Annotated in this window: 14 protein-coding genes; 13 read left to right on the top strand and 1 reads right to left on the bottom strand. The window is 59.9% G+C overall.

Translation table 11 applies throughout. The features are described 5' to 3' along the window. Positions 1-65 precede the first annotated feature (65 nt). Genes aroC through mtnC form a run of 5 tightly spaced genes read left to right on the top strand, consistent with a single transcriptional unit; the run spans position 66 to position 4,215 of the window. Complete coding sequence (gene aroC / locus KW841_RS08275; RefSeq protein WP_007974902.1) at positions 66-1,157, top strand: chorismate synthase; 1,092 nt, start codon at positions 66-68, stop codon at positions 1,155-1,157. Between the two features lie 29 nt (positions 1,158-1,186). Further along, entirely contained in the window at positions 1,187-2,338 is a 1,152-nt protein-coding gene (locus tag KW841_RS08270; protein ID WP_218475165.1) for an MFS transporter, read from the top strand. Beyond that, positions 2,335-2,961, top strand: coding sequence for a methylthioribulose 1-phosphate dehydratase (locus KW841_RS08265; RefSeq protein WP_095964025.1), 627 nt, complete (start codon positions 2,335-2,337; stop codon positions 2,959-2,961). The genes KW841_RS08270 and KW841_RS08265 overlap by 4 nt, the downstream gene beginning before the upstream one ends. Positions 2,962-2,981: 20 nt before the next feature. Further along, positions 2,982-3,527 carry an acireductone dioxygenase gene (locus KW841_RS08260; RefSeq protein WP_007974895.1) on the top strand — a complete coding sequence of 182 codons (546 nt, stop codon included), beginning with the start codon at positions 2,982-2,984 and terminating at the stop codon, positions 3,525-3,527. 4 nt (positions 3,528-3,531) lie between these two features. After that, the gene (mtnC, locus tag KW841_RS08255) at positions 3,532-4,215 is read left to right on the top strand and encodes an acireductone synthase (protein WP_218475163.1); all 684 of its coding nucleotides are present in this window, start codon (positions 3,532-3,534) and stop codon (positions 4,213-4,215) included. A 119-nt stretch (positions 4,216-4,334) separates the two neighbouring features. Here mtnC and KW841_RS08250 read toward each other — a convergent pair whose 3' ends face one another. Beyond that, positions 4,335-4,613, bottom strand: a complete 279-nt coding sequence (locus KW841_RS08250) for a DUF3509 domain-containing protein (RefSeq protein WP_033047898.1) — start codon at positions 4,611-4,613, stop codon at positions 4,335-4,337. 353 nt (positions 4,614-4,966) lie between these two features. Between KW841_RS08250 and KW841_RS08245 the strand changes: the two genes are divergently transcribed. The 8 genes from KW841_RS08245 (at position 4,967) to KW841_RS08210 (ending at position 12,422) form a co-directional block, all read left to right on the top strand. Next, positions 4,967-6,805 carry a long-chain-acyl-CoA synthetase gene (locus KW841_RS08245; RefSeq protein ID WP_218475161.1) on the top strand — a complete coding sequence of 613 codons (1,839 nt, stop codon included), beginning with the start codon at positions 4,967-4,969 and terminating at the stop codon, positions 6,803-6,805. Between the two features lie 97 nt (positions 6,806-6,902). Next, positions 6,903-7,421 (top strand): ankyrin repeat domain-containing protein, encoded by a 519-nt coding sequence (locus tag KW841_RS08240; RefSeq protein WP_218475159.1) that lies wholly within the window; start codon positions 6,903-6,905, stop codon positions 7,419-7,421. 249 nt (positions 7,422-7,670) lie between these two features. Then, on the top strand, positions 7,671-8,201 hold the full coding sequence (locus tag KW841_RS08235) for a hypothetical protein (protein ID WP_218475157.1): 531 nt from the start codon (positions 7,671-7,673) through the stop codon (positions 8,199-8,201). 83 nt (positions 8,202-8,284) lie between these two features. After that, entirely contained in the window at positions 8,285-8,476 is a 192-nt protein-coding gene (locus KW841_RS08230; RefSeq protein ID WP_085716868.1) for a PLD nuclease N-terminal domain-containing protein, read from the top strand. A gap of 261 nt (positions 8,477-8,737) precedes the next feature. Beyond that, positions 8,738-9,613, top strand: coding sequence for a polyamine aminopropyltransferase (gene speE / locus KW841_RS08225; RefSeq protein ID WP_218475155.1), 876 nt, complete (start codon positions 8,738-8,740; stop codon positions 9,611-9,613). A 206-nt stretch (positions 9,614-9,819) separates the two neighbouring features. After that, positions 9,820-10,053, top strand: coding sequence for a hypothetical protein (locus tag KW841_RS08220; protein WP_104449798.1), 234 nt, complete (start codon positions 9,820-9,822; stop codon positions 10,051-10,053). 210 nt (positions 10,054-10,263) lie between these two features. Beyond that, positions 10,264-10,608, top strand: a complete 345-nt coding sequence (locus KW841_RS08215; protein ID WP_056721847.1) for a ribonuclease E inhibitor RraB — start codon at positions 10,264-10,266, stop codon at positions 10,606-10,608. Between the two features lie 404 nt (positions 10,609-11,012). Continuing rightward, positions 11,013-12,422, top strand: coding sequence for a circularly permuted type 2 ATP-grasp protein (locus KW841_RS08210; protein WP_218475153.1), 1,410 nt, complete (start codon positions 11,013-11,015; stop codon positions 12,420-12,422).

Here is a 12,422-nt window from a genome sequence, read left to right as displayed (position 1 = left end):
ACTTGGGTAGCCTGCGTATACTGGCGCGCATTACGTATTCAGGTTCATTTCACGGAGCGTCCTGCATGTCCGGCAATACCTACGGCAAGCTGTTCACTGTCACCACCGCGGGCGAAAGCCATGGCCCGGCGTTGGTCGCCATTGTCGATGGCTGCCCGCCGGGTCTGGAGATATCCCTGGAGGATCTGCAGCGTGACCTCGACCGCCGCAAGCCCGGCACCAGCCGCCACACCACCCAGCGCCAGGAAGCCGACGAAGTCGAAATCCTCTCTGGCGTGTTCGAAGGCCGCACCACGGGGTGCGCCATTGGCCTGTTGATCCGCAACACAGACCAGAAGTCCAAGGACTACTCGGCGATCAAGGATCTGTTCCGTCCGGCCCACGCCGACTACACCTACCACCACAAGTACGGTGAGCGCGACTACCGTGGTGGCGGTCGCAGCTCGGCCCGTGAAACCGCGATGCGCGTCGCGGCAGGGGCGATTGCGAAAAAATACCTGGCCAGCCAGGGCATCGTGATTCGCGGCTACATGAGCCAGCTCGGGCCGATTGAAATCCCGTTCAAGACCTGGGAATCGGTCGAGCAGAACGCCTTCTTCAGCCCGGACCCGGACAAAGTGCCGGAACTGGAAGCCTACATGGACCAGTTGCGCCGCGACCAGGATTCGGTCGGCGCGAAAATCACCGTGGTGGCCGAAGGTGTGATGCCAGGCCTGGGCGAACCGATCTTCGACCGTCTTGATGCCGAACTGGCCCATGCGCTGATGAGCATCAACGCGGTCAAGGGCGTGGAAATCGGCGCCGGTTTCGCCAGCGTCGCCCAGCGCGGCACCGAGCATCGCGATGAAATGACCCCGGAAGGTTTCCTTAGCAACAACGCCGGCGGCATTCTCGGCGGTATTTCCTCCGGGCAGCCTATCGTTGCGCACCTGGCGCTGAAGCCGACGTCGAGCATCACCACGCCGGGCCGTTCCATCGACATCCACGGCAACCCGGTGGAAGTGATCACCAAGGGCCGTCACGATCCGTGCGTCGGTATCCGTGCCACGCCGATCGCCGAGGCGATGATGGCCATCGTGCTGATGGATCATCTGCTGCGTCACCGTGGGCAGAACGCCGATGTGCGTGTGAGCACGCCGGTGCTGGGTCAGCTGTAAATGGCTGACCTGCTGGTCGCAGCCGTCTGATGGCGACTGCGGCGCTCCCGTACTGGCGGCTCTCCAGTTTCTATCTGTTCTATTTCGCCTTGCTCGGTTCGACAGCGCCGTTTCTGGCGCTGTATTTCGATCACCTGGGATTCAGCGCCGCGCGCATCGGCGAGCTGGTGGCGATCCCGATGCTGATGCGCTGCGTGGCGCCGAACATCTGGGGCTGGCTGGGCGACTTCACGGGTCGGCGGCGGGCCATCGTGCGTTTTGGCGCGGTGTGCACGCTGCTGACCTTCTCGCTGATTTTCGTCAGCAAGACCTACGCCTGGCTGGCGATGGTCATGGCCTTGCATGCGTTCTTCTGGCACGCGGTGTTGCCGCAGTTCGAAGTCATCACCCTGGCGCACTTGCAGGGGCAGACCTCGCGCTACAGCCAGATTCGCCTGTGGGGATCGATCGGTTTCATCATCACCGTGGTCGCGCTGGGCCGGCTGTTCGAATGGCTGAGCCTGGACATCTACCCCGCGGCGCTGGTGCTGATCCTGGCCGGCATCGTCCTCAGCAGCCTGTGGGTGCCCAATGCCCAGCCGACACCGGGCAACCGGGTGGCGGGGGACGGATTTCTCAAGCAACTGCGCAGCCCCGGTGTATTGGCGTTTTACGTCTGCGTGGCGCTGATGCAGATGAGCCATGGGCCGTATTACACGTTTTTAACGCTGCACCTTGAGCGACTGGGTTACAGCCGCGGTGTGATCGGCATGCTCTGGGCGGTTGGCGTGGTGGCTGAAGTTTTGATGTTCTTGGCCATGAGCAGGATCCTCACGCGCTTCTCATTGCGTCGGGTACTGATGGCCAGTTTTCTGCTGGCGGCGCTGCGTTGGCTATTGCTGGGCTCGCTCGCGGAGTTTCTGTGGGTGCTGTTGTTTGCCCAGGTGTTGCACGCGGCGACGTTCGGCAGCTTTCACGCCGCTGCCATTTCATTCGTGCAACGTAGCTTCGGCGCACGCCAGCAAGGCCAGGGCCAGGCGTTGTACGCCGCCCTGGCCGGTACCGGCGGTGCATTGGGTGCGTTGTATTCCGGCTACAGCTGGAACACCCTTGGCGCCGCATTGACCTTTAGTATTGCCAGCCTCGCAGCGCTCGCGGCTGCCGTTATCATTGCCACATGTATGCAAGAGGACAGGCCATGAGCCTTACCCGTGAACACCTCGCCCAGGAAATCATCGACGCCGGGCGTTTTCTCTATGGCCGCGGCTGGTCGCCGGCCACCAGCAGCAATTACTCGACCCGTCTGTCGCCGACCGAAGCCTTGCTGACCGTCTCCGGCAAGCACAAGGGCCAGTTGGGCATGGACGATGTGCTGGCCACCGACCTGTCAGGCAATAGCCTGGAGCCGGGCAAGAAGCCGTCCGCCGAAACCCTGCTGCACACTCAGCTTTACAGCTGGCGGCCGGAGATCGGTGCGGTGCTGCACACCCATTCGGTGAATGCCACCGTGCTGTCACGCCTGACGCCGCAAGACTTCATCGAGTTCGAAGACTACGAACTGCAAAAAGCCTTCAGCGGTGTGACGACCCACGAGTCCCGGGTGCGTGTACCGATTTTCGACAACGACCAGGACATTGCGCGCCTGGCCGCCAAGGTGCAGCCTTGGCTGGACGCCCATCCCGATTGCGTCGGCTACCTGATTCGCGGCCATGGCCTCTACACCTGGGGCGCACGCATGAGCGATGCCCTGCGGCAGATCGAGGCCTTTGAATTTTTGTTCGAGTGCGAGTTGAAGATGCGCTCGCTCTTGAACGTTAAAGCATGAACCGTTAAGGAGTTGCCCTGATGAGCAGCCTGTCCGTTTATCACGTCTCCAGCCCTGAAATCCCCAACAAGGTGCTGACCCATTTCGAAGACATCGCCTCGACCCTGGCTGAACAAGGCGTGCGCTTCGACCGTTGGCAAGCCGCCACCCGGCTGCAGCCGGGCGCCACTCAGGAAGAAGTGATTGGCGCCTATCAAGCGCAAATCGACCAGCTGATGACCGAGCGCGGTTACATCACCGTCGACGTGATCAGCCTCAACAGCGATCACCCGCAAAAAGCCGAACTGCGCGCCAAGTTCCTCAACGAACACCGCCATGGCGAAGACGAAGTGCGATTTTTCGTTGCCGGCCGTGGTCTGTTTACCCTGCACATCGACGATTACGTCTACGCCGTGCTGTGCGAGAAAAACGATCTGATCTCGGTGCCAGCCGGAACCAAACACTGGTTCGACATGGGCGAGCACCCGCATTTCATTGCGATCCGCCTGTTCAACAACCCGGAAGGCTGGGTGGCCAACTTCACCGGTGAAGACATCGCCAGCCAATTTCCGCGTCTGGAGGACTGAGTCGATGCCGATCAAAGCGATTCTCACCGACATCGAAGGCACCACCAGCGCGGTGAGTTTTGTCTTCGACGTGCTGTTTCCCTATGCCGCCAAACACCTGCCGGCGTTTGTTCGAGAGCACGCCGGGCGCGCTGACGTGGCCGAACAACTGGCCGCCGTACGCCGCGAGAGCAATGAGCCGGACGCCGACGTCGAGCGGATCGTCGAGATCCTGTTGGGCTGGATTGCCGAAGACCGCAAGGCCACGCCGTTGAAAGCGTTGCAGGGCATGGTCTGGGAGCAGGGCTATCAGACCGGACAGTTGCAGGGCCACGTGTACCCGGACGCCGTTGAAGCGCTCAAGCGCTGGCATCAGGATGGCTTTCAACTGTTCGTTTATTCGTCCGGCTCTATCCAGGCCCAGCGGTTGATCTTCGGCTGTTCGGTGGCGGGGGACCTGACGCCGCTGTTCAGCGGCTACTTCGATACGACTTCAGGGCCAAAGCGCGAGGCGCAGTCCTACGCCAACATCACTCAGGCGATCAACCTCGAGGCGGGGCAGATTCTGTTCCTGTCGGACATCGTCGAAGAGCTCGACGCGGCGCGTTCGGCAGGAATGGCCACTTGCGGCCTGGCTCGCGAAGGCGGGGAACTGGCAGGTCACGTCACTGTGGACAGCTTTGCGCGGATAAACCCCGCTAATTTCTAAACGCCACAAACCCCTGTGGGAGCGGGCTTGCTCGCGAAAGCGGAGTGTCAGGTAACATCAATGTTGAATGACACCCCGCTTTCGCGAGCAAGCCCGCTCCCACAGTTTTATTTACCGTTTTACAGCGAGTGATAAGTCGGCAAGGCAAACCGTTGCTGGCTTTGCAGCAAGGAAATCTGCGGCAGCTCACTGGCTTGTTCGGCGAGGTCGCGGCGAATCGCACTGATGACCCACGTCAGTTGGTCGCCGTTGTGCAATTGCTGATAGGAAATCGAGCGTTTGAACACTTTGCCTTCGCCGCCGCTCAGGGTCAGCAGGATCCCGCCATCAGGGCGGGGATGGGTGGCGACTGTGTAGTTGGAGAACAGGGACGAAAACTTTTCCTGGATCAGGCTCATGTCGTTCAGCTCCGTGATGACTTGAATGGCGTGGAGAGACCGTTGCAGCCTTTGTGCCAGTGTTTTTAGTTGGCTAATATCAATAAAAATCAATAACTTACTGTTTTTGATGATTTTTGTAGTCGTGCAATCTGCATGATTGACCATCGTGCATCCTGCATTTTGCGAGGTCGCTCGGCGATTCGATGGAACCATTGCTCAAGTCGGGGTTCTCGCCGGGCAACCTATCGATCGCGGATCAAGATCGCGGATACAAAACATTTCAAAAACCGCGTGTACAGCTCAAGAACCGTTGACGTATTTTCGGGCTCAGTCATCGCAGCCCGACAATAAAAAGATCGAACGGGAGCATCATGAGCCGCACGTCGAACGACACGATTACCTGGGGCATGATGCTCCGCAAGCTGCCTTCCATCGCCAAAGTCATCCCCCGGGTGGTCAAGGGCATGAAGGTCGCCAACGTCAAGGACCCGACCCAGGCGTGTGGTTTGGGCTGGAGTTTCGAGCAAGCCACGTTGCGCAACCCGGACGGCCTGGCGCTGCTGCAGGACGACGTCACGCTCAGTTACTCCGAGGTCAACCAGTGGGCCAACCGCATCGCCCATCACCTGATCGGCCAAGGTATCGGCAAGGGTGACGTGGTGGCGGTCTTCATCGAGAACCGCCCGGAATTGCTGGTGACGATTCTGGCGGTGGCCAAGGTCGGCGCGATCAGTGCCTTGCTCAATACCTCGCAGACCCGCGACACCCTGGTGCACAGTGTGAATCTGGTGGCGCCGGTGGCGATCATTGTCGGTGAGGAGCTGGTCCCGGCCTACCAGGCGATACGGGATCGGGTGTCGGTCCAGCCTGCCCGAACCTGGTTCGTCGCCGATCAGGACACCTCTCGCCAACCGGGTATCGCGCCTGAAGGGTTCATCAACCTGATGACTGTCAGCCTCGACGACGCCTGCGACAACCCGGCCAACAGCCAGCGGATTTTCTTCGACGATCCCTGCTTTTATATCTACACCTCGGGCACCACGGGGCTGCCCAAGGCCGGAGTGTTCAAGCATGGCCGCTGGATGCGCAGCTCCGCGAGCTTCGGCATGATCGCGCTGGACATGCGCCCGGAGGATGTCGTCTATTGCACCTTGCCGCTGTACCACGCCACCGGCCTTTGCGTGTGCTGGGGCTCGGCCGTCAGTGGTGCCAGCGGGTTCGCCATCCGCCGCAAATTCAGCGCCAGTCAATTCTGGAGCGACGTTCGCAAATACCAGGCAACCACCATCGGTTATGTCGGCGAGCTGTGCCGCTACCTGGTTGATCAACCACCGAGCGCCGACGACAGCCGGCACGATGTGAAGAAGATGATCGGCAACGGCCTGCGTCCCGGCGCCTGGAACGAGTTCAAGACCCGCTTTGCGGTGAACCACATTTGCGAACTCTATGCCGCCAGCGACGGCAACATCGGGTTCACCAACATTCTCAATTTCGACAACACGATCGGTTTTTCCCTGATGTCCTGGGAACTGGTCGCGTACGACCACGACAGCGGGGCGCCGATTCGTGGCGCCAACGGTTTGATGCGCAAGGTCGCCAAGGGCGAGCAAGGGTTGTTGCTGGCAAAAATCGACGACAAGGCTCCGCTGGACGGCTACACCGACCCGCAGAAAACCGCCAAGGTCGTGCTTGAGGATGTGTTCGAAAAGGGTGACCGCTACTTCAACACCGGCGACCTGTTGCGCAACATCGGTTTTGGTCATGCGCAGTTTGTCGACCGCCTGGGTGACACCTACCGCTGGAAGGGTGAAAACGTCTCGACCACGGAGGTCGAGAACATCCTTCTGCAACACCCGCATATTTCCGAGGCCGTGGCCTACGGCGTGGAAATCCGCAACACCAATGGCCGGGCCGGGATGGCGGCGATCACGCCCGCCGAATCCCTGGCCACCCTGGACTTCAGCGAACTGCTGGCCTTTGTCCGCGAGCAAATGCCGGCCTATGCGGTGCCGTTGTTCCTGCGGGTGAAAGTGAAAATGGAAACCACCGGGACTTTCAAGTATCAGAAGACCCGGCTCAAGGACGAAGCCTTCGACCCGGGTAGGACGGGTGATGATCCGATCTATGCCTGGCTGCCGGGAACCCAGACTTACGTGCAAGTCACGGAGCAATTGTTGTCCGACATTCACGGCGGCAAGTACCGCTATTGAATCTGGCTATGGCCGCCCATGAGAAAAAACAAGTGACAGTGCCGGGACCGCTCGGGAAACTGTCGGCTTTTACGAATGACAGAAAAGGGAGTGCCCAATGTCAGACAAAAGCCGCCAGATGACCCCCGAAGAAGCCGCCGAATTTGCCGAACAGGTATTCAACAAGGCACGGGAGGGCGATGCGGCGATGATGGCCGCGCTGCTGACCAAGGGTTTGCCGCCGAACCTGCGTAACCACAAGGGCGATACCTTGCTGATGCTGGCCGCGTACCACGGTCATGTGGACACGGTAAAGGTCCTGCTGGAGCACAAGGCCGACCCGGAGATCCGCAACGACAACGGCCAGAGCCCGATTGCCGGCGCCGCCTTCAAGGGCGACCTGGCGGTGATCAAGGCCCTGGTCGAGGGCGGCGCGCAGGTTGAAGGCTCGTCCTTCGACGGCCGCACGGCGCTGATGATGGCGGCGATGTTCAACCGCGTCGAAGTGGTCGACTACCTGATCAGCAAGGGGGCCGACCCGAAAGCCAAGGACGCCAATGGCATCACTGCACTGGAGGCTGCCAGGACCATGGGGGCTGCCGATACTGTGGCGCAACTGGAAAAACTCTCGGGCTGACACCATATCCTGTGGCGAGGGCGCTTTTGTGGCGAGGGGGCTTGCCCCCGTTGGGCTGCGAAGCGGCCCCAAATTCAGACAATGTGATTTGTCAGGCAGACCGCGCTGAATGGACTTGCGACTGCTTCGCAGCCGAACGGGGGCAAGCCCCCTCGCCACAGGGAATGCCTCACCACAGGCCCGCATTTCCCTCATTAATGCGGTATCCTTCGCGCCCTCAAAATCCCCCTCGCTACAGGATCTGCCCCCATGAAAGCCGCACTCGTCGAACTCATCAGCAAAATCAGCTCCGGGTGCATGGGCGAAGACGAAATCCTCAAGGTCGCAGACGAAGCGGCCCAGGCCTACGCCGATCCGCAGGCTTTTCTGAGCGCCAATCCGGACATCAACTACGACGAAACCTTTCCGATCCCGTTGGGTGAGTGGGTGGTGGTCGGCAGCCTGCCGGAAACGGTGCTGTTCCAGGCTGACACCTACATGGACCTGTTCGCGCAGATCGTCGCTTCGTTCGGACCGGGCGTGGAGTTCAATCTCAAGCCCAAGCAACTGGCCAAGACTGAAGCCTTGACCGCGCTCAACCGCATCCAGGTGCAAATGAGCAGCCTGAACAAGGAAAACGGGGGCTACACGCTGATGAACTTCAGCCAGTTGCTCGATGACGAATTGCAGGTGGTGCTGGTGTACGGCAATGACGTGCCCCGCGTGCTGGAGTTGTGTGCAGAAGCGGGCATCGCAGCCGCGCCCGCCCTGGAAGCCCTGAAAGTGGCGATCCACGTCTGATAGCCAAATACTGTCAAATCAAAGGGAACCCTCGCGACGACCGTCTATCCTAAGAGGGCAAATCACTCTTCAGGAGCGTCACCATGGGTTCCACGTTCAACAGCCTGGTTGCCTTGATCATTTTTGTCCTGGACATCTGGGCCATCATCAACGTATTCAAAAGCAGCGCCGAGACCGGGATGAAAATCCTCTGGGTACTGTTGATCGCCCTGTTGCCGGTGCTGGGGCTGATCATCTGGGCCATCGCCGGGCCGCGGGGTAACGTCAAATTCTGACGGATTTCCCACAAACAACACCGACCCTGTGGGAGCGGGCTTGCCCGCGATGATATCGCCGCGGTGTCTCTGACATACCGCAGCGTCTGCATCGCGGGCAAGCCCGCTCCCACAGGATTCTGGCAAGTCGAGCAAGTGAGGTTCGACCTGTCATGTTCCGCGACGTAGAATGCGCGCCTTTCCCGGTCATTCGAGACGAACGAATGGCCATCATGGGCGGGTAACCGTCCGTTGCCACCCGCATTCATCGGAGCACTTCCCATGAGCAACACCCCGACCAGCGACTACCTGGAAACCCTCTACGAAGGCTACGGCCAGCGTTTTCGCATGGAAAAACTGCTGCACGAAGTGCGCACCGAACACCAGCACCTGGTGATCTTCGAGAACCCGCGCATGGGCCGCGTGATGGCGCTGGACGGCGTGATCCAGACCACCGAAGCCGACGAATTCATCTATCACGAAATGCTGACCCACGTGCCGATCCTCGCCCATGGCAGCGCCAAGCGCGTGCTGATCATCGGCGGCGGCGACGGCGGCATGTTGCGTGAAGTGGCCAAGCACCGCAGTGTCGAGCACATCACCATGGTCGAGATCGACGGCACCGTGGTCGACATGTGCAAGGAGTTCCTGCCGAATCACTCCAAGGGTGCATTCGATGATCCACGCCTGAACCTGGTGATCGACGACGGCATGCGTTTCGTCGCCACCACCACTGAAAAGTTCGACGTGATCATTTCCGACTCCACTGACCCGATCGGGCCGGGCGAAGTGCTGTTCTCGGAAAACTTTTACCAGGCTTGCCACCGCTGCCTGAACGAAGGCGGCATCCTGGTGACACAGAACGGCACGCCGTTCATGCAGATCGAAGAAGTGAAGACTACCGCCGGTCGCCTGCAGAGCCTGTTCCCGGACTGGCACTTCTACCAGGCCGCCGTGCCGACCTACATCGGCGGCTCGATGACCTTCGCCTGGGGCGCGACCGATACCGCTTATCGCAAGTTGTCCCGCGAAACCCTGCAACAACGTTTCACGGGCAGCGGCATCGTCACGCGCTACTACAATCCTGAAATCCACATCGGCGCGTTCGCCCTGCCGCAATACGTGTTGCAGGCCGTGAACAAGCCAAGCAACGACTGATTTCCATCGGTTGGTTCGCAAGCCTGTGGGAGCGTGGCTTGCCCGCGAATACGGTGTGTCAGTTGACATTAATGTGGCTGAAACACCGCCTTCGCGGGCAAGCCACGCTCCCACAGCTCCTTATCTGACCCCGATGGAACAATTAGCCGGCTAACAAGGTCCAGATATGTGTAAGCCCATCCATGGGTTTTATCGAGGAGGCATCAATGCAAAAGTGGAAAATCACTTTCGTGGATGATCATGGCGAAACTACCGACGAAGTCTTCGAGTGCACCGAGCGCCCGGACAACGAGCGTGCCGCCAAGCTCATCAAGGAACGGCTTCTTCCTGTAGCTGCCGAACTGGATCTGAACGATCTGGAAGGGCGGACCGCCGATGCGAGCGTCAAAGAGCTCAAGTCCCAGAACAGCATTGAAATCCTCGGCATTACTCCAATCTGAACGGCACCTGTCGCATTCACATCCAGGCCTTGGCAGAGGCTCTATCTTGAGGCTACTCTGCAAGCGAGATCAGCGAATGAATCGCTAAGGTCTGGTCTTGTCAGCTCCATGCTTGTTTCCCGCCGGCACATCGGTTGCCGTCGCTCGCGCTGTTCGGTTGCGGGTGAGGGAGTACGGAAAGTCTATCCATCGTTTTGAGGAGGACGTTTCATGAGCACAGCCTATCAAGAAGACATCAGCAGCAGCGTGTTGCGCCGCATGAAAGAAGGCGGTTTTGACTTTTCGCGGTTTCATCCCATCGAGTTCTACGCCATTTTCCCGGATGAGGAGCGGGCACGCAGGGCGGCAGGTCATTTCCACCGTGGTGAATCCCTGGATGCGCAAGTCAGTGCGCGCGACGATGGCGCCTGGGCGCTGGAGTTGTGCAAAGTCATGTATGCCACCTACGACGATATCGGCGACTTCGAACAAGGTTTCGAAGCGGTGGTCGAGCCGTTGGGCGGCATCATCGAAGGCTGGGGTGTGAAACAGGAGGTACGAGGGCGACTCGCATAGGCTTATGAACAGTGACAACCGGCATTGACGGCTGACCTTCGGGTTGGCCGTTTTCGTTTTTGGCCTGTAGGAGCTGCCGAAGGCTGCGATCTTTTGATTTTGTTTCAACAAGGCAAAAAAAAGCCGCCTGAGCAGGCGGCTAAAAGGGAAGTTCGGTGGGCTTTTCAGCGAATGCCTGGATTATCCGCACCCGTTACCGGGCAGTGAAATCAACTCTGGCTATGCTGGTGATAGGCGATAGCCACGCCTTGCAATGAAGCGGGGGCGATCAGATTGGAGCATTTGCCGCACAGGAATGGTGCGGTAGTTGCGCATTGATTATCCAACTGATTGATATCAAAGCGTTTATGCCGCTGGCACGGGCCTTGCGAAGGTCTGGACGTCCGAGTGACAAGGAGTACGGCATGATCCGCACCTATTTTGATGAGATGTACGATGCCGGCGGCCAGGTCCGCCCGCATTATCGGGAGTTTGCCCGTTGGCTGGCCGAGACGCCTGACGAGCTTCTGGCACAACGGCGACGCGAGGCCGATCTGCTGTTTCATCGCGCCGGGATTACCTTCACGCTCTACGGGGACGAGCAGGGCACAGAGCGCCTGATTCCCTTCGACACCATCCCCCGCAGCATCCCCGCCAGTGAATGGCGGGTCGTCGAGCGCGGGTGCATCCAGCGGGTCAAGGCGTTGAACATGTTCCTCGCCGACCTGTATCACGAGCAACGCATCATCAAGGCCGGCATCATTCCGGCCGAGCAGGTGCTAGCCAACGAGCAGTACCAGTTGGCGATGCAGGGGCTGGACCTGCACCGCGATATCTACTCGCACATCTCCGGTGTCGACCTGGTGCGCGACGGCGACGGCACCTACTACGTGCTCGAAGACAATCTGCGCACACCGAGCGGCGTCAGCTACATGCTCGAAGACCGCAAGATGATGATGCGCCTGTTCCCCGAACTGTTCGCGGCGCAACGCATCGCGCCCATCGACCACTACCCGAACCTGTTGCTCGATACCCTGAAAAGCTCAAGCCCCATCGACAACCCCAGCGTGGTCGTGCTGACACCGGGACGCTTCAACAGCGCGTTCTTCGAGCATGCGTTTCTGGCGCGGGAAATGGGTGTGGAACTGGTGGAAGGTGCGGACCTGTTCGTGCGTGACGACAAGGTCTTCATGCGCACCACCGACGGGCCGAAAGCGGTCGACGTGATCTATCGTCGCCTCGACGACGCCTTCCTCGATCCGCTGGCCTTCAACCCGGAGTCGATGCTAGGCGTGCCGGGGCTGCTGTCGTCCTACCGCTCCGGCAACGTGGTATTGGCCAATGCCATCGGCACGGGGGTGGCGGACGACAAATCGGTGTATCCGTTCGTGACCGACATGATCCGTTTCTACCTCGATGAAGAGCCGATCCTGAAGAACGTGCCGACCTGGCAGTGCCGTAATCCGTCTGAACTTTCCCACGTGCTGGCCAATCTTCCAGAACTGGTGGTCAAGGAAACCCAGGGCTCCGGCGGTTACGGAATGCTGGTGGGGCCGGCCGCGACGGCGGCGGAAATCGAAGCCTTCCGTGCGCGGATCATCGCCAAGCCCCATGCCTATATCGCACAACCGACGCTGTCGCTGTCGACCTGTCCGACCTTTGTCGAAAACGGTATCGCGCCACGCCATATCGACTTGCGGCCGTTTGTCCTGTCGGGTCGCGAGATCCGGGTGGTGCCCGGCGGTTTGACCCGTGTCGCCCTGCGCGAAGGCTCCCTGGTGGTCAACTCCTCCCAGGGTGGCGGAACCAAGGACACCTGGGTGGTCGAGGATTAA

The organism is Pseudomonas sp. PDM28 (assembly GCF_019219115.1).
Taxonomy (GTDB): Bacteria; Pseudomonadota; Gammaproteobacteria; order Pseudomonadales; family Pseudomonadaceae; genus Aquipseudomonas; species Aquipseudomonas laurylsulfatiphila.
This window is presented reverse-complemented; position numbering and strand designations above follow the sequence as displayed.

What these genes read in the sequence shown, in the direction of transcription:
- aroC (WP_007974902.1), top strand. Translation starts at nt 66, where the DNA reads ATGTCCGGCAATACCTACGGCAAGCTGTTCACTGTCACCACCGCGGGC.
- KW841_RS08250 (WP_033047898.1), bottom strand. Translation starts at nt 4,613, where the DNA reads ATGAGCCTGATCCAGGAAAAGTTTTCGTCCCTGTTCTCCAACTACACA.
- KW841_RS08230 (WP_085716868.1), top strand. Translation starts at nt 8,285, where the DNA reads ATGGGTTCCACGTTCAACAGCCTGGTTGCCTTGATCATTTTTGTCCTG.
- KW841_RS08270 (WP_218475165.1), top strand. Translation starts at nt 1,187, where the DNA reads ATGGCGACTGCGGCGCTCCCGTACTGGCGGCTCTCCAGTTTCTATCTG.
- KW841_RS08265 (WP_095964025.1), top strand. Translation starts at nt 2,335, where the DNA reads ATGAGCCTTACCCGTGAACACCTCGCCCAGGAAATCATCGACGCCGGG.
- speE (WP_218475155.1), top strand. Translation starts at nt 8,738, where the DNA reads ATGAGCAACACCCCGACCAGCGACTACCTGGAAACCCTCTACGAAGGC.
- KW841_RS08235 (WP_218475157.1), top strand. Translation starts at nt 7,671, where the DNA reads ATGAAAGCCGCACTCGTCGAACTCATCAGCAAAATCAGCTCCGGGTGC.
- KW841_RS08245 (WP_218475161.1), top strand. Translation starts at nt 4,967, where the DNA reads ATGAGCCGCACGTCGAACGACACGATTACCTGGGGCATGATGCTCCGC.
- KW841_RS08240 (WP_218475159.1), top strand. Translation starts at nt 6,903, where the DNA reads ATGTCAGACAAAAGCCGCCAGATGACCCCCGAAGAAGCCGCCGAATTT.
- mtnC (WP_218475163.1), top strand. Translation starts at nt 3,532, where the DNA reads ATGCCGATCAAAGCGATTCTCACCGACATCGAAGGCACCACCAGCGCG.
- KW841_RS08260 (WP_007974895.1), top strand. Translation starts at nt 2,982, where the DNA reads ATGAGCAGCCTGTCCGTTTATCACGTCTCCAGCCCTGAAATCCCCAAC.
- KW841_RS08215 (WP_056721847.1), top strand. Translation starts at nt 10,264, where the DNA reads ATGAGCACAGCCTATCAAGAAGACATCAGCAGCAGCGTGTTGCGCCGC.
- KW841_RS08210 (WP_218475153.1), top strand. Translation starts at nt 11,013, where the DNA reads ATGATCCGCACCTATTTTGATGAGATGTACGATGCCGGCGGCCAGGTC.
- KW841_RS08220 (WP_104449798.1), top strand. Translation starts at nt 9,820, where the DNA reads ATGCAAAAGTGGAAAATCACTTTCGTGGATGATCATGGCGAAACTACC.